This is a genomic window from Pedobacter sp. MR2016-24 (genome assembly GCF_026239655.1).
In the GTDB taxonomy this organism is placed as follows: domain Bacteria; phylum Bacteroidota; class Bacteroidia; order Sphingobacteriales; family Sphingobacteriaceae; genus Pedobacter.
Genome location: NZ_JAPIVO010000007.1, coordinates 410171 through 432372, shown reverse-complemented (window position 1 = coordinate 432372; position 22202 = coordinate 410171). Strand labels below are relative to the sequence as shown.

The window sequence follows — 22202 nt, the reverse complement described above, 5'->3', positions numbered from 1 at the left end:
TTTTATTTTAATTTTCCGTTTCGACCAATCCTTTTACCAGGCTTTTCCATTGTGGGTAGGAGAGGCCGATTGCCGCAGTCCAGCCTACGATTCTGTTTCGCCAGTTGTCGCCGGTAGAGGGAGTAGCTGTATTTGGGACTTCATTTCGTCCATGTTCTTCAGCCCATACCTCGTTACCAATTTGCTTTACCTGAAAGGTTGAGGTTGCTGCATCTGTAAAGAAATGAGCGATAGCGCTATCATCACCCGAAGGGTTGACAGCAGGTCTTGCCTGTAAGGAGATCAAACTATTTGTGCCGTCAGATTCTTCAGTTATTTTTTCTATCCTTACCCAGTCGAAGCCATTGCCGGCATCCGTTCCGGGACCGGGAATGTCAATCTTCAAATAATCACCTTCTTTTGCTTCCCTGCAGATAGTTGCCCCTGTATCATCAGTCAATGTAAATACTGATAAAGGTACTTTGCAAATCTCTGCCCAGTTGGAAACATTTAATAGTCTGCTTTTTGCAATACCATAAAACTGCCTGGCTGCTGCTATAGATGGAAAAATGGCTTGTGCTGTGGTATCCATTTTTCTGCCTTCATGCTGTTCGGGAACTTCATTTTTCATAGCTGTGGGTTTTAAACCTTAACCACTATGCTAAGAAAAAGTTTGAAAGGCGAATAGAATTTATTTCAACACCCAATAACCAAGTGCTAGCCAGATCAGACCTTTCACCAGAAAGAACATAAATCCCCAAATCCCGATCCGTTTGAACCATTTGAAAAATATGTCCTTTTTTGACTCCTTATTCTGACTACTCATTTCTTTGATTGTCTAGTTATGTCGGCAATAAAATTAAACATTCTTCTTTAAAAGAACTAAAACATATAAATATTTATCTCTGAAAAGTCTAAAAAATCGTTTTATACATTTTCCTGCGGATTTTTAAAACTTTATGGCACAGCCCTTGTTTTCAAATGAGAAAAAACACCTCCATTACCATGAAAGATCAAAATAAAAATCAAGTTACCAGCCCTAAATCGCAGCAAGACATTATGCTTATCGCAGATTCCCTTCAAAACCTTGATCAGGTAGAAACATCAATGTTTAAAAACAATGAAATGGGTAAAAAAAATGCGCCGGCAGGAATATTGAAGAAAAGTAATCCAAGACTTTTTATTCTCTAATTTTAGCTGTAAGCATCTAAATTATTTCTCAGTCACACGACATATAAAAAAGGAGTTTCCAAAAGATGCTCCTTTTTTTATTGGAAATATTTTCCTCTTGTATCAGATTTCCTGTTTTGATGAGCTCTCGTTATTTTCTATACTTATCAACATCCAGATTTTTTCTTTCGCTACCGCGCTGACGAGTTTTGATCATTTCAAAATGATATTTTTTTTCAACACGGCTGGTTGGGCTGATTCTCCAGATCATTTAAAATCCTGCTAAAATGTTAAATTATCTCTCTTTTTTTTGCAACCTTCTTCATTTGAGAATATTGCAAAAGACTGCTTACTATTTTTACCTAAAAAAAATGGTTTTTCAGTAAGTTATTCGTCATAAAAATATACCTCTTTTCCACCGGTGTTGATAACCTCCAGAATCATTCTAAAGAATATTTCTGCAACTTCGTGCTCCGTCAAAATAATGGTTTGGCGGATATACTCATTAAAAATCCTACGCAATGAAGAGAATTATAAAATTTGAAAAAGACGACTGCAGTCCATGTAATATGGTTTCAGAATACCTGGACAGAAAAGGTATTGTTTATGAAACAATTAACCCGTTTGATCAGCCTGAATTAGCGATGCAGTTCAGGGTGAGATCTGTACCCACGGTAATTTTGCTGGAAAAAGAACAGGAACTTTCGCGGGTAATAGGATTTAAGCCAGAAGAATTATTAGCGCTGGTAGCTGTTTAGGTAAATCATATTTAATGCGGGCTTATGACTTGGATTTATTACGATAGTAAAACAGGAAATGTAGAACGTTTCGTTAACCGCCTTAAGGAGCATCGCAATTGGAACATTCAAAAGATAGATGATTCGCTGCAGCTTATTCATCCGGGGCATCTGATAACTTATACCACCGGAATAGGGGAAGTGCCGGCATCCACATTACGTTTTCTGGAAGTGAACAGCAGTTTTATTGAGACCGTTACCTCCAGCGGAAATAGGAACTGGGGAGCCAACTTTGCGGTAGCGGCAACTAAAATTTCTCAGGAATTTAAGCTTCCCGTGCTGATGCAGTTTGAGCTTTCGGGAACAATGACAGATTTACAAAAATTTATAGATAATATAGAGGGCAATATATATGGTAACTAAAAAATGGATCTTGCTGAACAACGAGATCATGGTAAAAAAAGACGACGAATTCAGCCTTCATAAAGACAAAGATGCAGTACGTTCGTATTTTCTCGATTATGTAAATAAAAATACGGTCTTCTTTTATACATTGAAAGAAAAGATTGACTACCTGATAGAGCAGCAGTATTATATTGATTTCTATCAATGGTATACTTTCGAACAGATGGAAGAAGTTTATGATTTAGTGTATGCTAAAAAATTCAGGTTCCAATCTTTCATGAGTGCATTCAAGTTTTTTCAAAGTTATGCTTTGAGAGATGACAGCGGAGAGAAATTTCTTGAACGTTATGAAGATCGGGTTGTAGCTGTTTCTTTATTCCTGGCAAGAGGAAATGTGGCACAAGCCAAAGACTATGCAGAAATGCTGATCAACCAGGAATATCAGCCTGCAACGCCAACCTTCCTGAATTCAGGTAAAAAACGTTCTGGCGAACTGGTTTCCTGTTTTCTTGATGAAATAGGCGACAACTTAAACGGTATTGGCTATGCGATCGATTCTGCCATGAAATTATCATCTATTGGTGGTGGCGTTTCTTTTAATTTGTCAAAAATACGTGCAAGAGGTGAGTCCATCAAAGATGTTGAAGGGCGTGCCGGGGGAGTTTTGCCTATCATGAAAATTCTGGAGGATACGTTTTCTTATGCAAATCAGTTAGGGCAGCGTCCGGGTGCTGGTGCGGTATACCTGAATGTCTTCCATACGGATATTGAAGAATTTCTGGATTGCAAGAAAATCAATGTAGATGAAAAAGTGAGAATAAAATCACTTTCTATCGGTGTAGTAGTTCCTGATAAGTTTATGGAGCTGGCTGAAAAGGATGAGGCCTGTTATTTATTCTATCCGCATACGGTATTAAAGGCCTATGGCAAATACCTGGATGAGATGGATATGGATGAGATGTATGAGGAACTTGTTACCAATTCTGCAGTTAAAAAGAAAAAGGTGAATGCAAGGCATCTGATGGTGAAAATTGCACAGACACAGAAGGAGAGTGGTTATCCCTATCTGTTCTTTAAAGGGAATGCAAACAGAGGTCACGCATTGAAAGATTTGGGTAACGTTAAGTTTTCAAATCTGTGTACTGAAATTATGCAGATCTCTGACGTTTCTGATATTGAAATTTATGGCAGGGAAGATAAAATTCGCTACGGCATCTCCTGTAACCTGGGTTCTTTGAATATTGCTACAGTGATGGACAATAAAAGAATTAAGGAAGCTGTTAAAACCGCAATGATGTCGCTCACTGTAGTATCTGATATCACTAATATTGCAATGGTACCATCTGTACAGAAAGCAAATAAAGAACTGCATAGTGTTGGTCTGGGTGCAATGAACCTGCATGGTTTCCTGGCGAAAAATTTCATCATGTATGAAAGTAAAGAAGCACTGGATTTCTGTAACGTTTTCTTCATGATGGTCAATTTCTATTCGATTCAAAGTTCGATGGAGATTGCGCGCGACAGAAAAGAGACTTTTGTAGGTTTCGAGCAGTCTGAGTATGCAAATGGAAATTATTTTACGCCTTATCTGGTAAAAGATATTACTCCGGTAAATGATAAAATTGCTGTACTGTTTGAAGGGATGAGCATTCCTACTGCTGCTGACTGGGCTGAATTGATGAGCCAGGTAAAAGAATTTGGTTTGTTTCATGCTTACAGGCTTGCAATAGCGCCAAATCAGTCTACATCTTATATTATGAATGCTACGGCTTCTGTAATGCCGGTGGTAGATGTAATAGAGGTGAGGGAGTACGGTGATAGTACTACTTATTACCCGATGCCATATCTGGATAATGACAATTACTTCTTTTATAAATCCGCCTATGATATGGATCAGAAGAATGTGCTGCGATTGATTTCAGTCATTCAGAAACACGTTGACCAGGGTATTTCTACTATCCTGCATACCAATACGAAAGACAGTACACGGGACATTGCCAAGTATTACATCTATGCACATAAAATGGGACTGAAGTCGCTGTATTACACAAGGACACGCAAAGCTTCTATTGATGAGTGTGTTTCCTGTTCAGTTTAATGAATGATCAATAATTAAAGAAATTAAAATGACTAACTATAAAGCAGTAAACTGGAATACGCCTGAGAATGATTATGCGGGTATGTTCTGGGAGCAAAACCTGCGTCAGTTCTGGATAGATACAGAATATATTCCTTCTAAAGATATTGACAGCTGGAAATCCCTGACGCCTGAGATTCAGGAGGTATATAAAAAGGCATTGGGTGGGTTGACCTTATTAGATACCCTGCAAAGTCACACCGGAATGCCAAAATTGCTGGATCACATAGAGGGATTGCAGAATAAAGCAGTCCTTTCTTTCATGTGCATGATGGAGTCTATTCATGCTAAATCCTACTCTACCATTTTTACAACGGTAAACAGTACACCGGAAATTAATGAATTATTTGAATGGGTAGAAAACAATAAACTTTTACAGTTCAAGGCCGGTACGATAGATAAGTACTACAGACAACTGGATGCACATAAGGTGTCAGATGAAGTGCTTTTTATGGCGCTGGGTGCATCAGTTTTATTGGAAACATTCCTTTTTTATAGTGGTTTCTTTATGCCACTGTGGTTATCAGGGCAGGGGCAAATGGTGGCAAGTGCTGATATCATTAAGAAGATTGTAGCAGATGAATCCATTCATGGTGTATTTGTCGGACTTCTTGCCCAGGATGTGTACAAAAAATTGCCAAATCCGCAGAAAGCAAAAGATGAACTGGTAGAGCTGTTAATGGAGCTTTATGAGAACGAATTAAAATATACTGATGAATTGTATACGGAAGTAGGGTTGACTGCTGAGGTAAAGGAATATCTGCGCTACAATGCGAATAAAGCAATGATGAACCTGGGCTTTGAAGAGCTATTTGAAGTAAAGCCAATCAATTCAATTGTATTGAATGGCTTAAACGGTGAAACTACACAGCATGACTTCTTCTCTAAAAAGTCGACAAATTACGAGAAGAGCACGGAGATGATTTATCTTAGAGATGAAGATTTCCAGATGGATGCCGATCCGGTCTTTTAGTGCGCTAAAAAATAGCTTTTACAAAAGCCCCGCCAGCATCTGTATAGAATGCAGGCGGGGCTTTTTGTCTTTCATTGCTCATCTAGTTGAAGAGTTTGCTCAGGTTTGGTTTTATGCCAAAGGTTATTGGCACAGCGTTGAAAGGTCTGTTCTGTATTTTTCCAAACCCATGCATGTAACTACTTTCTATAAAAAGGTTGGCCCCTCCGATATTATACTCCATTCCTGCCCCGGGTTCAATTATTCCGATATGGTTGGTTCTGTTATTCAGCGTCGCAAAATTATTTGCAGGATCAATCAGTATTCTGGGCGTAAGGATAAACCCTCCGCCTGCACCTACAAATCCGTATAACGCAAATTTGTCCATGATTTTCCTATAGCCTAATGCTACATTAAGCAGGTATGTAGTAGACCTTCCCCTTTGCAAAGAATTGTTATATCCATTCTCCGGAGAGAGCTCGTCATAACCAAAAACATGGAGACTGATTTTTGGATAGAGGAACAGACCTTTGTCGCCTAATCCTAAATTGGCACCGAGTGTTGTTGAAAATTTAGGCCGCATGAAACTGCTGCTTTCTCCGACTGGAATTGAAAACCCGGCCCCGCTCATGGTGTAAAATTTGTCTTTTCTTTTAATCATTTCCTGTGCGTAACAGGTGCTTGTCAGCGCTAAGAAAAGTAGGGCAGTGAGCGAATAAAAATAGGGGTTCTTCATGTAGATTTTTTTGTAATGGTATAACTTGTATGGTGTGATAATTGTTTAAATTGGAGTACTCCCTAAATGTTTAATGCCGGTTACTTCCGGCCGGGCAGGTTATAACTTTTAAGAGGATTTTTTAGTTATTTATATAAAACAGAATATTATTTGGTGATTTTCGGCTACCAAATAATGTATTGTTATGTTTAATATTATTCAGAAAATCAGTGTAATATATTATTTATGGTAAACTAAAGCTTTTTATTAAGTCCTTTTTTATGAGTTTTAATGTCGATTAGTTGATTTATTTCAGAATATAATTCTGAATAGATAGATAAGTATTTGTTTGCTAGTATTTTAGTGTTTGAATATTGATTAATATTGCTGTCTTTGGTAAGCGGCCGAAAAATCGATTCTCATCGTTTTAAACCGCTCTACAACAGTGGCGATAAATGCTTCATCAAGTAGCTGGAAGATCTCATTTGCCCCGCCCCCACTCAGGTCCAGTTCCGATAATTTATAACTTTGTTCCAGCGTACCCTGCTCAAATTTTACAATATACTTTTGGTTCATGTTGAACAAAGTTATCTTACATTCCGGGTGTGGCAATTCTGCTATTACTCTCATATTTCTGGATGTTTTGGATTGTTAATCTCGCTGTAAATTGTCAAACTTAATGAATTTTATTCATTGCTTTTACACCTAAATTGCTTGAAAGCTTATGCTTTTCTTATTTTAGCTGCGTAAATAAATAGAGAAATGGCTGAGGACCTTACAATAATCAAAGGAGAGAGTAAAGAAGAACAATATGATTCGCTTGTGCCGCAGATCCAGGCTTTGCTGGAGGGGGAAGATGACCTCATTGCTAATCTTGGAAATATAGCTGCTGCCTTAAAGGAGCAGTTTGCATGGTTATGGGTAGGTTTTTATCTCGTGAAGGATGAAGAGCTTGTTCTGGGGCCATTTCAGGGGCCCGTTGCATGCACCAGAATCAGAAAAGGCAAGGGGGTATGTGGTGCAGCATGGGCAGAAGCTAAAACATTTATAGTAGATGATGTAGAGGAGTTCCCGGGACATATTGCCTGTAGTTCTGCTTCAAGGTCTGAAATTGTATTGCCAATAATAAAGGATCATATTGTAATTGGGGTATTAGATGTAGACAGCCAGGAACTGGCTCACTTCGATCATATTGATGAGTTGTACCTTAATAAGATAATTGCAATGATCAATGCCTGATCAAACAATTCTTTGATTCGTGATGTTTAATGAAGCAATATATAACATCCTACATATCATGAAAAACGAGAAAAATATCGAAATATTAAAGAGCAAGGTCGAAGAAGTAAGAATCTGTATGTTTACTACTCTGTCAGTTAAAGACGAGTTTTCAAGTCGCCCTATGGCTACAGCTAAAGTTGAAGAAGATGGTAGTATCTGGTTCTTTACCAATGAGTATTCTTTAAAATCTGCTGAAATTTCTAAAGAAAATCAGGTTACGTTAGGTTATAGCAGTCCGTCTGATAATACCTACATATATGTTAATGGTAAAGCAGAACTGGTGGATGACAGGGTGAGAAAAGAAGCATATTTTTCGGCACCGGTTAAAGCCTGGTTCCCTGATGGAATTGATGATCCTGCATTGATATTGATTAAGGTAACCCCTGATTTCGCAGAATACTGGGATGGAAGTTCATCAAAAATGGTTGTAGCATTCAATATGCTGAAAGCCATTGTGACCGGTGAAAAATCAGATCAGGGTAGTCATGACAAGATAAACTTTTAATAAGTTTTAAGCTGAAGAATTCAAAAAGGCAGATAGATTTATTTATCTGCCTTTTTTTATGATATTTGAATTGATGAATTTTGAAAACACTTTAGCATTTGCAACCAAACAGGATGAGCTGGATCCGCTGCGTAAGTTCAGAAATGAGTTTCTATTTCCAAAACATAAAGAAAATGATTTTATCTACCTGTGTGGTAATTCTTTAGGACTTCAGCCGAAGTCTGTGCAGGAAGTGATGAAAGTACAGCTGGACAATTGGCATAACCTTGCTATTGAAGGCTGGTTTGAAGGCGATAGCCCCTGGATGTATTACCATAAGGAACTGAAAGAACTGATGGCACCAATTGTTGGCGCTAGTGCGGTTGAAGTTTGTCCTATGAATACCCTTACAGTAAACCTTCATCTGCTGATGGTAAGTTTTTACCAGCCCAAAGCAAAGAAGTTTAAAATCATTATGGAAGCAGGTGCTTTTCCCTCAGATCAGTATGCGATAGAGAGTCAGGTACGCTTCCATGGATATGATCCAGCAGAAGCGATCATCGAAGTAAGGCCAAGAACAGGAGAATATATCTTAAGAACAGAAGATATTGAGGCTGCTATTGCTGAAAATGGAGAGCAGATCGCGTTAGTTTTATTTGGAGGTGTCAACTACTTCACTGGTCAATTCTTCGATATGGAAGCTATCACTGTTGCTGGTCATGCGGCGGGTGCGGTAGTGGGTTTTGACCTTGCGCATGCGGCAGGAAATGTGCCATTGGCTTTGCATAACTGGAATGTGGATTTTGCGTGCTGGTGTTCTTACAAATATCAGAATGGCGGACCTGGTGGTATCAGTGGCATTTTTGTTCATGATAAGCATTTTGGAGACCTAAAATTAAATCGCTTCGCAGGATGGTGGGGTTATCAGGAAAAACAGCGTTTCAAGATGGACAAGGGTTTTGTGCCTGAGCGTGGCGCAGACGGATGGCAGGTGAGTTGTACGCAGGTAATGCCAATGGCGCTATACCATGCATCACTGAAAATATTTGAGGAAGCAGGATTCATCACCCCGCTAAGAACAAAAAGTGAAGCCTTAACTGGCTATCTGATCTATCTTATCCATGAAGTAAACAACGCTTTAGGTCAGCTACTTTTTGAGGTGATTACTCCGGCTGCTGCTAGTGACCGCGGCGCTCAGGTTTCCATTATTGCTAAGGTAAATCCTAAGCAGATTTTTATGGAATTAGTTGCAAATGATGTGCTTGGTGACTGGAGAGAACCGAATGTAATCAGATTGAGTCCGGTGCCTTTATACAATTCATTTACAGATGTTTTTCGCACAGGTGAATTGTTAATGCGTATCGGAAGGGAGGTGCTGAAATGATAAATTATAATCCCAAAGATTGGTTTACATTTATATTTCATATTCATAAAGCAGATACATTCAGGAAGTTGTGGCCGCTGATGTTAACCGTCTCTATATATTCGGGTATCATTGCATTTCTCGAACTTCACTTTTTTAAATTGTCCGAAAGCAGCTACGTGAAGAACATTGGGATGATGCACAACTTACTTGGATTTGTGATTTCAATGCTGCTGGTATTCCGGACAAATACTTCGTATGACAGGTGGTGGGAGGGGCGGCGACTCCTGGGGTCATTGACCAACGTTAGCCGTAATTTATCGATCAAGCTAAAATCACTGAAACTGGATACTGTGGATAACGAATACTTTATTTATGCGATTCCTAAATATGCTTTCGCGCTTAAAGAACATTTGCGGGAGAAGCTGTATTTCGGTAAAGACAGTTTTCTCATTGAAGTAGACGGAGGTAAACATATTCCGAATCAGGTTGCTGCAAGTATCTCTGCGAGGATCTATGAGTTGCATTCGGACGGAAAAATTACACCTGAACAGCTCATCATTTTAAGCGGCGACATCAACCAGTTCACCGACATCTGCGGGGGCTGTGAAAGAATTAAGAAAACACCGATCCCTTATTCCTATAGTGCATTTATTAAAAAATTCCTGTTCATCTATGTCATTACTCTTCCATTTGGCTGGGTATTTAGCCTCGGTTATTTCGTGGTGCCTATAGTGCCTTTTATCTTATACGTGCTGGCCAGTTTGGAGCTGATCGCGGAAGAGATAGAAGATCCCTTTGGTTATGATGCAAATGATCTGCCTGTAGATGATATATGTAATAATATTGAGAAACATATAGGGGAGATTTTACACTGATGCTAAAGATTGCCTGGCATCCCATATATGCGCATCCTCTGCCGGAAGGCCATCGTTTTCCCATGTTAAAATACGAGCTTATCCCTGAACAACTCCTGCATGAAGGGGTGATCGGGACAGAGAACTTGTTTGCACCGGAGCCATTGGAAGAGGAAATTATTCTGCTGTCTCATGATAAAGGATATTGGACTGAGCTCAGGGATCTCACACTTTCTCCAAAAGCGCAGCGCCGGATTGGTTTTCCGCTTTCTGCACAACTGATAGAAAGAGAGGTAAGGATTGCGAGAGGGACTATTGATGGCGCAATGTATGCTCAGCAATATGGTGTGGCTTTCAATGTAGCGGGAGGAACCCATCATGCAGGTTCAGATTGGGGAGAAGGATTTTGTTTGCTGAACGATCAGGCGATTGCAGCCAACTATCTACTAAACAAAAAAATAGCTGAGCGTATATTAATTATTGATTTAGATGTCCATCAGGGTAATGGTACGGCAGAAATACTTGCTGATGAGCCCCGTGCGTTTACTTTTTCCATGCATGGTGAAAGGAACTTTCCATTCCGAAAAGAGGTTTCAGATTTAGATATTGGCCTGGATGATGGTGTAGGTGACGATGAATATCTTTCGATCTTATCAGATAGTCTGTATCAGGTGCTTAAAAAACATAAGCCGGATTTCGTGTTCTACCTTTCCGGGGTAGATGTGTTAAGCAGTGATCAGCTGGGGAAGCTGGCCATGACAAAGGAGGGGTGCCGGGAGCGGGACAGAATCGTACTGCAATGTTGTAAGGATCACCAGCTACCGGTTCAGGTGAGCATGGGAGGCGGGTATTCACCGATGATCAGGGATATTGTGGATGCGCATTGCAATACCTTTAAAACAGCGTTGGATCTGTTTTTCTAGTCCTTTATCGTTCAGGTCACTAAAATCTGTGCTGACCAATTCTACATTTTTTGCGTGATTACAGATAATTATGATGAAATTTATCGGTTCAACAGGGAAGATATTTAATGAAGATAGTAATTGCAGAAAAGCCCTCCGTTGCACGGGAATTAGCTAAAGTGTTTGGAGCGACGGTGAAAAAAGATGGATATATTGAAGGTAAAGGATATTCGTTTACCTGGGCTTTCGGGCATCTGCTGCAATTGGCACCTCCACAGGAATATGGATTTATAGGATGGCGCCGGCAACATTTACCGATGCTGCCTCCTAAATTCAAACTGGCCATCAGGAAAATCAAAACTAAAGATGGTTTTGTTGAGGATCCCGGAGTACGCAAGCAACTGGATATCATTAAAAAGCTGTTCGATGAATCTACCGAAATCATCGTTGCTACGGATGCCGGGCGTGAAGGTGAACTCATCTTCAGGTATATCTATTACTTCTTAAAATGTAAAAAACCCTTCAAGCGTTTATGGATCTCTTCTCAGACTGATGAAGCTATTAAAGAGGGCTTCAGAAATCTGAAGCCTGGTACTGATTACGATACGCTGTTTAATTCTGCACATTGCAGATCGGAGTCTGACTGGCTGGTGGGTATGAATGCCACACAGGCATTGAGTATCTCTGCCGGTTCCAGGTCGGTTTTGTCTCTGGGCAGGGTGCAGACACCTACGCTGGCCATGATCTGCTCCAGGTATTTGGAAACAAAGAATTTTGTTCCTCAATTGTATTATCAGCTGGGCATTCAGCTTGATAAGGACGGACAGCTATTTAAAGCGGTGTCTACTGTAAATTTTAATGTGAAAGAAGAGGCGCAGGTGCTGTTCGATAAAATTGAAGATGTGCCTTCAGGATTTCCTAATGGCGGAAAGATCATCGATGTGGAAGCCAAACCCAGAAAAGAACCTCCTCCATTATTGCATGACCTGAGCAGTCTGCAGCAGGAAGCGAATAAACGTAAAGGATTTACTGCAGATCAGACACTGAACTTACTACAGAACTTATACGAAAGCAAGCTGGTTTCCTATCCACGTACGGGTAGCAGGTATATTGGTGATGACGTTTTTGCCGGTGTTCCGGCGTTGATTGCGCAGTTGAAACAACACCCTGAATTCGGTAAACAAGCAGAATTTCTGGGGACTGTTCCGCTGAATAAGAGGAGCGTGAATGCTAAAAAGGTAACAGATCACCATGCGGTTTTACCAACAGGCGTTGCGCCATACCACCTGAGCAGCGACAAACAGGCAATCTATGATATGGTGGTAGGCCGTATGCTGGAAGCCTTCCATCAGGAATGTGTGAAAGAGGTAACTAAGATCACTATAACATCCGGGTCAACATTTATCGCAAATGGTACGGTAATTCGTTCGGCCGGATGGCGTTCTGTGTTGAATGATAAAGAGGACGATAAAAAAGAGGAGGATAATCCATCCCTGCCAAAGGTCAAAAAGGGAGAAGAGCTTCCTATCGTCGCCAAGGCATTTCTCGAAAAGCAGACCAAGCCTAAGCCCTTGTATAATGAAGCATCATTGCTGAAAGCCCTCGAAACTTCAGGTAAAGAGATTGAAGATGAAGAACTGCGTTATGCAATGAAAGATAGTGGTTTAGGTACTCCTGCTACGCGTGCGTCTATTATCGAGACACTTATTACAAGGGAGTATATCCTGCGTGAGAAAAGAAACCTTGTGCCTACTTTTAAGGGGCTGGCTGTATACGATGTGGTGAAGGACCAGAAGATTGCCCAGGCAGAACTCACAGGAAGCTGGGAAAAGCGTTTGGAGGAGATTCGCACCGGGGCATCTGTCACAGCATTTAAATCGGAGATCTCAGATTATACCAGGGCCATTACTAACGAACTTCTTGCTGCGGGACTCGGGCTGGCGGAAAAACTGGTGCCGAAGAAAGAAGAAGCGCCTGCGGCGGCTGAATAGGTTTAATGTATTATTATTACTGGTAAAGAAATTATCTTTCTTTTTTTTGTATTTTGCGTTTTATGGATGGCGGTAATGTCATTCATTTAAAACGTTTAAGCTCAGCTTGATCAAAAAAATGAAGATCTACAAACATTACTCATTCGACCTCTGGTTGACTTTAATTAAGTCGAATCCGCAATTCAAGCAGGAGAGGGCAAAACTTTTTCATTCGAAATACAACACGCTCAACAAATCTTTTGATGAAGTTGCAACAATTGTCCGTCAGGTTGATCTAATGGTCAACAGTATGAACGAGAAGACCGGTAAAAATATCGATGCAGATGAAATGTGCCTGATGGTGATCAGTATTATCAATGACTATCATCCGGATTTCGGCGGAATGGATATGGAAAGCCTGTATAGTGAAATGGAAGCACTGTTATTCAATTACATGCCGCTCGTCTATTGTGATCATACTAAAAATACACTGGCCAAACTAAAAGAATCAGGAAGTTCTACGCTAAGTATCCTCAGCAATACAGGATTTATCAGGGGAAAGACGTTAAGGAAAGTATTAACGGCACTGGAGATCGCTCCTTTGCTTGACTTTCAGTTATATTCTGACGAGGTAAAACTGTCCAAACCTAATAAAGCATTTTTCCAACTGATGCTTGATACCATAGACCGTAAAAAACATACTGATATTGAACTGCACGAAATCGTTCATATCGGAGACAATCCCGTAGCTGATATCCTGGGTGCGACTTCCGCCGGAATTAAAAGTGTGCTTATCAATTCAAATCAACAAACTATATCCTGCCTCATATGAGTTTACATAAATCATACGCGCTGCATAAAATCAGCAGTACAGAGGAATTCGGATTTGATCCGGATGACTACAGCCGTTTCAAATTTGGTGATGACCTGGTAGCGAAAGACTTTGGTGAACAGCTTGCGGATGGTTTTATTTCAGATTATCTGGAACAAAATTTCGTGGAACAGCAAATGGTAGTTATCTCCAGTCCCTATTCTTTTATTCCTACAGCTACTTTTGCCATGAAAAACTATTTTATGCACCAGCTCAACCGCTGGCTGGTAGAAAATGGTGGTCTGGTAGTGCAGGAGGCAAAGGTACACCGCACCATTACCTACAAGGAAGATTATGGGGAATTATCTGCAGAAGACCGCTTAAAACTGATCGGTAATGATTCTTTTCACATTGATAAACATTTTCTGGAAGGAAAAACGTTATTGTTTCTGGATGATATCAGGATTACGGGAAGCCATGAGCGCATGATTCTAAAGATGGCGGGGGAATATGGCCTGGACAATGATATGCATATGATTTATTTTGCTGAGCTGATCAATAAAAATATTCATCCCAATGTGGAGAATGCACTTAATTATCACCAGGTAAAGTCGGTATTTGATCTGGATGATATTATTAAAGGAGGGTTCTTCTGCTTCAATACACGTATTGTGAAATACATTCTGAATGCTGATTTCAATAGTTTCTCTATATTTATAAAGAATCAAACAGATGAATTCATTAATATGTTATATAATCTGTCTCTTGGTAATGGTTATCATATGATTGATGCCTATGCGGAGAACTTAAACTTTATTAAATCACATATTAAAATAAAAATTATAAACTGATATAACATGGCTATTAACTTGCAAAAGGGGCAACGTGAAAACATTGATGCTCCTAAATTTACAATCGGTCTGGGCTGGGACACAAATAGTTCTTCTACAGGTAGTGCGTTCGACTTAGATGCTTCCTTATTTATTTTAGGTGATAATAAAAAAATCATTACTGATGAACACTTTATCTTTTATAATAACCTCGTTTCTCCGGATGGCGCTGTAGAGCATACCGGCGATAATCTTACCGGTGACGGGGATGGTGATGATGAGCAGGTAAAAATCGACCTGTCCAGAATTGACGCTAAAGTGAGTGAGATCTGTGTGGTGGTTACCATACATGAAGCTGAGGCAAGAAGACAAAATTTTGGACAGGTAAGAAATTCATTCATCCGTATTTTTGATACCGTGTCGAATCAGGAGATCCTGAAATATGAATTGGAAGAGGATTTCTCAATAGAAACTGCTGTGGAATTCGGAAGAATCTACAAGCGTGAAGGTAAGTGGAAATTTGAAGCTGTAGGTGTAGGAATGAAAGGTGGCTTACAGGATTATTTAAATAAATATCAATAAGAAATTATATGGCAATTAATCTTCAAAAAGGACAGCGTATCAGTCTCGAGAAAAGTAATGGTACTAAACTGCAAAATGTTTGTGTAGGTATAAACTGGGGTGCTATTGAGAAAAAGGGACTTTTTGGTTTCGGAAGTAGTAAAGAGGCTGTTGATCTGGATGCAAGTTGTGCAGTATATAATGCAAATAAACAACTGATAGAAGTAGTTTATTTCGGTAATCTGGGTTCAAAAGATGGAGCAGTAAAACATAGTGGTGATGACAGGACAGGCGATACCGGCGGTGATGATGGCTTGGATAATGAAGTGATTACGCTTGATTTTTCACGGTTAACTCCTGGCGCAGAGTACGTAGCTTTTGTACTGAACAGCTTTCAGGGCCAGGACTTTGCTACTATTCCTTTTGCTTCTATTCGCATCTATGAAGGTACGCCTAAGCGTGTAAATGAAGTTTTTGCTACTTATGATATTGCTAACGGTTCTGGTTTCGCAGGCCATGTATCGATGGTGCTCGGTGTATTCTATAAGAAAAACGGGGAGTGGAAATTCAATGCAATCGGAGAGCCTACAAAAGATAGAAAGCTGGAGCAAACGGTTCAGACAGTAACCCAAAATTATTTATAAATTCTGTCATTATGGAAACTAACGCTGAAAATAATAACCTTACACCGGTAAAACTGGATAAGGAGGGAAATGTTGATCTGACGACGATCTCTGATCAGGAGAAGCAAAAATATAGTGAAATCGGTAAGTCACTTGAACCGGGTGACGTAAATTCTATTCTGAATTATGGTGTGGAAGCACAAAATTCAATGGAAAAGTACAGTAATGATTTCCTTACCTCTGTACGAACTTACAATAGCGGTGAAGTGGGCGGTCTGATCAATGAATTGCTGACTGAGCTGAATTATATTAATGTTGATGAACTAAACCAAAGTAAGTTTACTTCATTTGTATCGAGTATTCCTTTCCTCAAGAATTTTGTTGTCGACGTAAAAAAACTGTTCCAGAAATATGATGTTGTTGTGAATAATATTGACAAAATCACAAATAAGATCAAAGCAGGCCGGTTAAATTCCATTAAGGATAACAGCTCCCTGCAAACTATGTTTGATAACAATGTCGGTTACATCAAACAGATGGAGGAACTCATTATTTCCGGCCAGCTGAAGTATGAAGAGTTAAGTGTTAAACTTGCAGAAATGGAAGGCAGGCCTGCGGATTATGAAGACTATCAGATAGCCGATCTGAGGGACTTTGTGAGCAGGCTGGACAAAAGACTGGCTGACATGAAGATTGTTCGTTTTATCATGCTGCAGTCGCTCGCCCAGATACGTGTAGTGCAGAACAACAATACTTCAATCGCTGAGAAAGCACAGTCAATCATTTCCACAACCATTCCTGTCTGGAAGAATCAGCTTACTATTGCTGTTGCATTGCAAAGACAGAAGGCTAATGTGGAGATGCAGAAGAAGATTTCTGATACAACGAATACTATTTTGCAGAAGAATGCGGAAATGCTGAAACAGAATAGTATTGATGTAGCGAAAGAAAACGAGAAAACGGTCGTTTCTATTGATACATTGAAGAAAACCACACAATCGCTGATAGAGACACTGAATGAAGTGAAGAAAATTCACGAAGAGGGAGATAAGAGCAGAAGAGTGCTTGATGGTGAACTAAAAACCCTGGAAGCCGAATTAAAGAAAAACGTTACTCGGGTTAATTAATTTTAACTATGGATGAGCATGTTGCCAGTGTGTTAGGGGAATCAAAAAAGATAATCAGTCGTTTACAACTTCTTTCGGTATTTTTTCAGGAAGAAGTTGTTTACAAGATTTATCTGCGGAGTCAGGTGATTCATCAGTTGTTCGAGAATAATAGTGAGCTGCCTATTGATAAACTGGAGCTTTTCCATATGCAATTTACGGCCAGTGTGATTGACTTGCTGAAAAAGATCAAGAAAAACAATGAAAAAAACGTGACGCTCATTTATGATGAGATCGCGTTGAACAGGGAAGTGATCGCTCAGCTGAATTCCACGGCACTTAATGAAGCGAATTTCATGGAAGGAAAAAAAAGTCAGTCGCTCAAAATCAACATTTCTCTTAGAAACTTGTATGAGGTATTATCTGATCATTCTGTCGATTTCCCCTTTGTAAAGAATGTCACCAGGCTCAGTGCACGTTATGCGAAAGATTTCTATTATACCATTACTGAGGAGCAGCTGGGCCGGCTGATTGAATACAAGGAAGCTGAAGTATATGAAATCAGTTATGCAGTAATAGAGCGAAAACTGATGGGAATGCTTTGTAAACACGATTTTAAGACCGAGTTTGTGTATGGTTTAAAATCGGGAATGCTGATTATTGAGATTTACAGGTTTTTGTCTTTGGACCAGTATTTTCTTTTTTTTCCGAGCAGAAACTTATTCCTGTTTTGCACGTTAGATGATTTAGCAGGTATAGATCTGAACAGTAATCTTTCCGAAAAGTCCCGCATTATCCAGGAACTCTCTTATAATAATGATAAGCTGGAAAGTAAGGCGGCAACGGCTAAGACATTTATTCCTGCGGAGATTATTAATTTGCTTGACGAAAATTATAATAAGATATCAGATCTTAACTTCTTGAATGAACTCAATAATTTTGATGTTCAGGCTAATATACTGAAGGCGATGCTGAATACTGACATGATGTAATAACCAAAAATAAAGGAATACCGTATGGATAACATGATTTACCACCCCGGACTGATTATCAGTTTTGCTATTATCGTTACAGTGATGCTTTTATTGGATCTTGGCGTATTCAACAGGAAAAGTCACGCTGTATCAAGCAAAGAAGCAGCGATATGGTCGATAGTCTGGATTTCCTTATCCATGGCTTTTAGTGGAGTAATCTATTACTTTGCAGGGTTTGAAAAGTTTACGCAGTTTCAGTCGGCCTATTGGATAGAAAAAGCCTTGTCAGTAGATAACCTCTTTGTTTTTATTTTGGTATTTGGCTTTTTTAAAGTACCCAAGGAGTTACATCATAAGGTCCTCTTCTGGGGTATCATCGGTGCGTTGATATTCAGAGCCATCTTTATATTTTCGGGCGTAGGTTTGATCAATCTGACCTACCTGCCTGAAATGGAGCTGTTCGGTAAAATTGTTAAGATCAATGCGGTTTTACTGGCCTTTGGTATATTCCTGATATATGCAGGAATAAAATCGGGATTTGGTAACGATGATGATGAAGAAAACAAAGACTTTACGAAAAGTGCAGGGGCGAGACTTGTGTACCGGTTTTTTAAAGTGAGCAAAGATTTTGATGGTGATAAGTTTTTCACGATTGAAAATGGTATCAAACTCGCTACGCCTTTATTGGTGGTGGTTGGTGTGATAGAGTTCACTGATTTGCTCTTCGCAGTAGATTCTATCCCTGCTATTTTCGCAATTGCGCCAGATGATCCATTGATTTTATATACCTCCAATATATTTGCCATTCTGGGATTGAGAGCCTTATATTTTCTGTTGGCGAATTTTATACATATGTTCAGTTATCTGAAATATGGTCTTGCCATTATTTTAACTTTCATAGGTATTAAAATGGTGATTACGCCCATTTTTCATATCTCTTCGCCTGCTTCATTATCGGTAGTGGGAGGGGTACTGATATTATCAGTTATTGTTTCTATCCTGTTTGCTCCTAAAAAAGACGAGGAGGCGAAACCCGAAAATACTTTTAAAAGTTAAGCGGATCAAATCGTAAGTCCAACATATTAAGCTTGCTTCCTGACTTGGTTAAGCAGTAAGCTGGCGAGTTGTTGAGTGATGAGTCCTGGTTTGCCTTGGGAAAGGTGTTTCCCATCTATGCTGACTACAGGCATGATGTGTTTTGTCGTGCTGGTGATAAAAGCCTCTTTCGCATTTTGAAGATCTGCCATGGTAAAATCACGTTCGCTGATGGTGAAATCCGGATGAGCCAGTTTAAGGATGTTTTTGCGGATAACCCCCTTCAGGACATTGCTCTTTGCGGTAATGATTTCATTCTCTTTTGTGATGATAAAGAAGTTAGCCCTGGGACATTCCTTGACCAGGTCATTATGATGGTACAAGACATCATCAGCATGCTGTTCTTTAATAAATGGCTGCAGCCATATGGCCATCAGATAATCCAGCGTTTTTATTTCCGGCAGTTGACGTTGATGCGCATAAGTGACCAGACTAATCCCTTTTTGATCCATGGATAGCTTAATGTCTAACGGCTGTTGTGTGATCAATAAATTAGGTTTGCCTATCATATATCCATCAGGAGAATAACCACCGGTGAGTGTAATCTTAATTCCTGAGTCGCCCATATTGTTCTTTTCAATCAGTCTCATCAGGATAGCTTCAAGTTCTGTAGCACTATAGCCGGGATCCAGGTGCATTTTCGACGCCGAATGAAAAAAACGCTCCAGATGATCATAAAGAAATACAGGTTTATTGCCTATAGTTTTACAAAAATCAAAAATACCATAACCGCGCTGAATAGCAAGATCTGTAATGAACAATGAGGCTTGCGCGGCCTCAACATACCTATCGTTAATAAAAACATAATTCGTATCCATAGTGCTACAGCTTATTCTGCAATAATACTGAAATTCCTGTTCAGACTGTAATCTGTGATTGCCTATATTCGCCCGATATTTAGTTTTGTCAGGTAAACAATAGCCTTATCCGAATGTTATAGCTATTGACTAAATTAATTAAAGATGATCAAGACAGACCTTATTGAAATTTTCCAGACTATCAGGGCAACTTTACAGCCCTACGCCACTTTAGGTTTTAATAACAGGGTGAACAGCGAGCAGGAGTATGATTTATGGGCAGACAAAAATGTAAGGATTAAAGGTGAGGAGCGGACAGAGGTTTTCTTTGTAAATCTTAAGATTGAAAATACAGTGGTCTCACTCAACATCCTTCCCGATTATCTGAGTGAGCATGAATCTCCTTTACTCATCAGGGAACTGGATGATGTTGCGCTGAACCAGATTGAAGGCCGGATTGCTGCGGGCTATAAAATATTTAAAGAAAACGAGTGGGTATAAAAGAATTTAGCTGGGAAGATGAATTGATCACGGCATTAAGTCATATCGGAGCAGAGACTGAATTTTTACCTTCTGCTACCTACAGACTGCTAAAGTTTAAGGATTCAGACCAGCTGATTATTCATCTGATATCTATTCATCATCCATATTCACCTGAAGCATTGGTTGCCCTTGCACAAAATCAAGATGAAAATAGAGCGCAGGTGATCCATTTATGGGAGGATATCTGGCGTACCAGATCAGCACAGGTATTGAGCCGCATCACTTCTATCCTTGGCAAAAATGTAACTGTATATGGACGCAAGACTAAAATAGTTGAGGTTACACAGCCGGAGGCTGATGAATTTTATAACAGGTATCATCTGCAGGGGACAGCCGGATGTAAATACAGATATGCACTGGTCAACGGGGAGGGTATAATTGCTATCGCTGGTTTCAGTGCTAAACGCAGAATGACACAGCAGCCGGGAGAATATTACTCGGTGGAGTTGATCAGGTTTGCGACAATAAATGGTATTACGGTCACCGGCGGTTTGAGTAAGCTGATCAGGCATTTCATTAAAGTCGTGCAACCAAATGATGTGATGAGCTACGCAGATCTGGATTGGTCACGCGGTAAAGGATACTTAAAACTAGGTTTTACGCAAGTATCAGTTTTGCCTCCCATGCAGATTTTTCTAAATTTGCATACGCTTGAACGTTTCTTTCTGCAAAGACTGCCCCGGGAGATTAAGGCTGAAATGATGACGTTACAAGATTCAGAACGGGATGTTTATCTTAGGCAATTAAATTATATCCCTATTTATAATACCGGGAACCTCAAATACATCTTATACCTATAATGAATAGAAATCCTTTATTAATCATTTTGGGGCCAACTGCCTCCGGAAAGACAAAGCTTGCTGTAGGCCTGGCAGATCAGCTGAATGCTGAAATCATCAGTGCGGATAGCAGGCAGCTGTTTAAGGGGATGGATATTGGTACCGGAAAAGACCTGAAGGAATACAATATAAATGACAGAACCATCCCTTATCATTTAATTGATATCAAAGAAGCAGGCGAGCAGTATAACGTTAATGAATTTAAGGAGGACTTTTACAGCATTTTCGAAAGACTAACCGCTGAGGGTACTTTACCCATCCTTTGCGGCGGGACGGGGATGTATATTCATAGTATTTTGCAAAACCAGCAATATACGGCAATCCCCTCGGATCAGGAATTCAGGGCAACACTTCCGATACATAATATTGACCATTTAAGGAATAAACTATTTTTATATCCGGCAGCATTTACCGCACATGCGGATCTGTCTTCGTCCAAGAGACTTGTCCGCGCTATTGAAATTGCGGAATGGTTATCCAAAAACAAGCTGGCGGAAAAACAATGGCCTGAGCTCCATCCATTAGTCATAGGACTTACAAGTGATGTTACGCTGAGAAGGGAAAAAATCTTTAAAAGATTAGATGAACGTTTTGATGCGGGGCTTATAGCTGAGGTGGAGCAGCTCCTTTTGCAAGGAGTAAGTACTGAAATGCTGACCTTCTATGGATTGGAATATAAATTCATAGCTGCTTACCTTAATAAAGAGCATACTTTACCAGAATTGAAAGAAAAACTGTTCATTGCAATTTGTCAGTTCGCCAAAAGGCAGATGACTTTTTTCAGGAAAATGGAGAAAGACGGTGTGAAAATAAATTGGTTTAATACTGATCAGGATCCGGCTCAGATGAAAAAAGATATACTAAAACTATGGGGCTCATCTTTCTCGCCTGAAATAGCCTAATTCCCTGTAAATAAAGTAACTAACAGGTCTGATGACAAGGGTGCCACATTTCTTCAATTAAATAATTGTTTGTATGATTTTACAAAATATTAATCCTCTCCTAATGTTTTTTTAACATTATTATGTTGAAATAACAGAATTGTATTTTCAGTAATGGCATGCAATTTGT

At 39.7% G+C, this 22202-nt stretch carries 25 protein-coding genes; 21 read left to right on the top strand and 4 right to left on the bottom strand.

Annotated features, from left to right (window positions below):
- Positions 1-7: 7 nt before the first annotated feature.
- On the bottom strand, positions 8-610 hold the full coding sequence (locus OQX62_RS20505) for a hypothetical protein (RefSeq protein WP_265833510.1): 603 nt from the start codon (positions 608-610) through the stop codon (positions 8-10).
- Positions 611-984: 374 nt separating this feature from the next.
- Here OQX62_RS20505 and OQX62_RS20500 point away from each other — a divergent pair, with 374 nt between their 5' ends.
- The 5 genes from OQX62_RS20500 (at position 985) to nrdF (ending at position 5401) form a co-directional block, all read left to right on the top strand.
- Entirely contained in the window at positions 985-1170 is a 186-nt protein-coding gene (locus tag OQX62_RS20500) for a hypothetical protein (RefSeq protein WP_265833509.1), read from the top strand.
- Between the two features lie 500 nt (positions 1171-1670).
- The gene (locus OQX62_RS20495; RefSeq protein WP_265833508.1) at positions 1671-1907 is read left to right on the top strand and encodes a thioredoxin family protein; all 237 of its coding nucleotides are present in this window, start codon (positions 1671-1673) and stop codon (positions 1905-1907) included.
- A 24-nt stretch (positions 1908-1931) separates the two neighbouring features.
- Positions 1932-2309, top strand: a complete 378-nt coding sequence (nrdI, locus tag OQX62_RS20490) for a class Ib ribonucleoside-diphosphate reductase assembly flavoprotein NrdI (protein ID WP_265833506.1) — start codon at positions 1932-1934, stop codon at positions 2307-2309.
- Complete coding sequence (nrdE, locus tag OQX62_RS20485; protein ID WP_265833505.1) at positions 2299-4389, top strand: class 1b ribonucleoside-diphosphate reductase subunit alpha; 2091 nt, start codon at positions 2299-2301, stop codon at positions 4387-4389. Before nrdI ends, nrdE begins: the two co-directional genes overlap by 11 nt.
- 28 nt (positions 4390-4417) lie before the next feature.
- On the top strand, positions 4418-5401 hold the full coding sequence (gene nrdF / locus OQX62_RS20480; protein ID WP_265833504.1) for a class 1b ribonucleoside-diphosphate reductase subunit beta: 984 nt from the start codon (positions 4418-4420) through the stop codon (positions 5399-5401).
- A gap of 82 nt (positions 5402-5483) precedes the next feature.
- Here the strand turns inward: nrdF and OQX62_RS20475 are convergent, their stop codons facing one another.
- Both OQX62_RS20475 and OQX62_RS20470 read right to left on the bottom strand, forming a co-directional pair.
- Positions 5484-6116 (bottom strand): hypothetical protein, encoded by a 633-nt coding sequence (locus OQX62_RS20475; protein WP_265833503.1) that lies wholly within the window; start codon positions 6114-6116, stop codon positions 5484-5486.
- 357 nt (positions 6117-6473) lie between these two features.
- Entirely contained in the window at positions 6474-6725 is a 252-nt protein-coding gene (locus OQX62_RS20470; protein WP_265833502.1) for a hypothetical protein, read from the bottom strand.
- A gap of 132 nt (positions 6726-6857) precedes the next feature.
- Here OQX62_RS20470 and OQX62_RS20465 point away from each other — a divergent pair, with 132 nt between their 5' ends.
- From OQX62_RS20465 to OQX62_RS20405, 13 genes are all read left to right on the top strand, one after another.
- Positions 6858-7334: a GAF domain-containing protein gene (locus tag OQX62_RS20465; RefSeq protein WP_265833501.1), complete on the top strand. Its 477-nt coding sequence runs from the start codon at positions 6858-6860 to the stop codon at positions 7332-7334.
- Between the two features lie 58 nt (positions 7335-7392).
- Positions 7393-7881, top strand: coding sequence for a pyridoxamine 5'-phosphate oxidase family protein (locus tag OQX62_RS20460; RefSeq protein WP_265833500.1), 489 nt, complete (start codon positions 7393-7395; stop codon positions 7879-7881).
- A 73-nt stretch (positions 7882-7954) separates the two neighbouring features.
- A complete protein-coding gene (gene kynU / locus OQX62_RS20455; protein WP_265833499.1) occupies positions 7955-9244 on the top strand; it encodes a kynureninase in 1290 nt (429 codons plus the stop codon).
- Positions 9241-10101, top strand: coding sequence for a bestrophin family protein (locus tag OQX62_RS20450; RefSeq protein WP_265833498.1), 861 nt, complete (start codon positions 9241-9243; stop codon positions 10099-10101). Before kynU ends, OQX62_RS20450 begins: the two co-directional genes overlap by 4 nt.
- Positions 10101-11003 (top strand): histone deacetylase, encoded by a 903-nt coding sequence (locus OQX62_RS20445; RefSeq protein ID WP_265833497.1) that lies wholly within the window; start codon positions 10101-10103, stop codon positions 11001-11003. Before OQX62_RS20450 ends, OQX62_RS20445 begins: the two co-directional genes overlap by 1 nt.
- 107 nt (positions 11004-11110) lie before the next feature.
- A complete protein-coding gene (locus OQX62_RS20440) occupies positions 11111-12973 on the top strand; it encodes a DNA topoisomerase (protein WP_265833496.1) in 1863 nt (620 codons plus the stop codon).
- 118 nt (positions 12974-13091) lie between these two features.
- On the top strand, positions 13092-13784 hold the full coding sequence (locus tag OQX62_RS20435) for an HAD family hydrolase (RefSeq protein WP_265833495.1): 693 nt from the start codon (positions 13092-13094) through the stop codon (positions 13782-13784).
- Positions 13781-14614: a phosphoribosyltransferase family protein gene (locus tag OQX62_RS20430; RefSeq protein WP_265833494.1), complete on the top strand. Its 834-nt coding sequence runs from the start codon at positions 13781-13783 to the stop codon at positions 14612-14614. Before OQX62_RS20435 ends, OQX62_RS20430 begins: the two co-directional genes overlap by 4 nt.
- 6 nt (positions 14615-14620) lie before the next feature.
- A complete protein-coding gene (locus OQX62_RS20425) occupies positions 14621-15175 on the top strand; it encodes a TerD family protein (RefSeq protein WP_265833493.1) in 555 nt (184 codons plus the stop codon).
- 8 nt (positions 15176-15183) lie between these two features.
- Positions 15184-15798 (top strand): TerD family protein, encoded by a 615-nt coding sequence (locus OQX62_RS20420; protein WP_265833492.1) that lies wholly within the window; start codon positions 15184-15186, stop codon positions 15796-15798.
- An 11-nt stretch (positions 15799-15809) separates the two neighbouring features.
- Positions 15810-16904 carry a toxic anion resistance protein gene (locus OQX62_RS20415; RefSeq protein WP_265833491.1) on the top strand — a complete coding sequence of 365 codons (1095 nt, stop codon included), beginning with the start codon at positions 15810-15812 and terminating at the stop codon, positions 16902-16904.
- An 8-nt stretch (positions 16905-16912) separates the two neighbouring features.
- Entirely contained in the window at positions 16913-17875 is a 963-nt protein-coding gene (locus OQX62_RS20410) for a hypothetical protein (protein WP_265833490.1), read from the top strand.
- Positions 17876-17899: 24 nt separating this feature from the next.
- A complete protein-coding gene (locus OQX62_RS20405; RefSeq protein ID WP_265833489.1) occupies positions 17900-18913 on the top strand; it encodes a TerC/Alx family metal homeostasis membrane protein in 1014 nt (337 codons plus the stop codon).
- A gap of 26 nt (positions 18914-18939) precedes the next feature.
- Here OQX62_RS20405 and OQX62_RS20400 read toward each other — a convergent pair whose 3' ends face one another.
- Positions 18940-19770 carry an aminotransferase class IV gene (locus OQX62_RS20400; RefSeq protein ID WP_265833488.1) on the bottom strand — a complete coding sequence of 277 codons (831 nt, stop codon included), beginning with the start codon at positions 19768-19770 and terminating at the stop codon, positions 18940-18942.
- 144 nt (positions 19771-19914) lie between these two features.
- Between OQX62_RS20400 and OQX62_RS20395 the strand changes: the two genes are divergently transcribed.
- The 3 genes from OQX62_RS20395 to miaA are packed head-to-tail and all read left to right on the top strand — an operon-like array spanning position 19915 to position 22033.
- Complete coding sequence (locus OQX62_RS20395) at positions 19915-20250, top strand: hypothetical protein (RefSeq protein ID WP_265833487.1); 336 nt, start codon at positions 19915-19917, stop codon at positions 20248-20250.
- Positions 20241-21092, top strand: coding sequence for a hypothetical protein (locus OQX62_RS20390; protein WP_265833486.1), 852 nt, complete (start codon positions 20241-20243; stop codon positions 21090-21092). Before OQX62_RS20395 ends, OQX62_RS20390 begins: the two co-directional genes overlap by 10 nt.
- The gene (miaA, locus tag OQX62_RS20385; protein WP_265833485.1) at positions 21092-22033 is read left to right on the top strand and encodes a tRNA (adenosine(37)-N6)-dimethylallyltransferase MiaA; all 942 of its coding nucleotides are present in this window, start codon (positions 21092-21094) and stop codon (positions 22031-22033) included. Before OQX62_RS20390 ends, miaA begins: the two co-directional genes overlap by 1 nt.
- Positions 22034-22202: the final 169 nt, after the last annotated feature.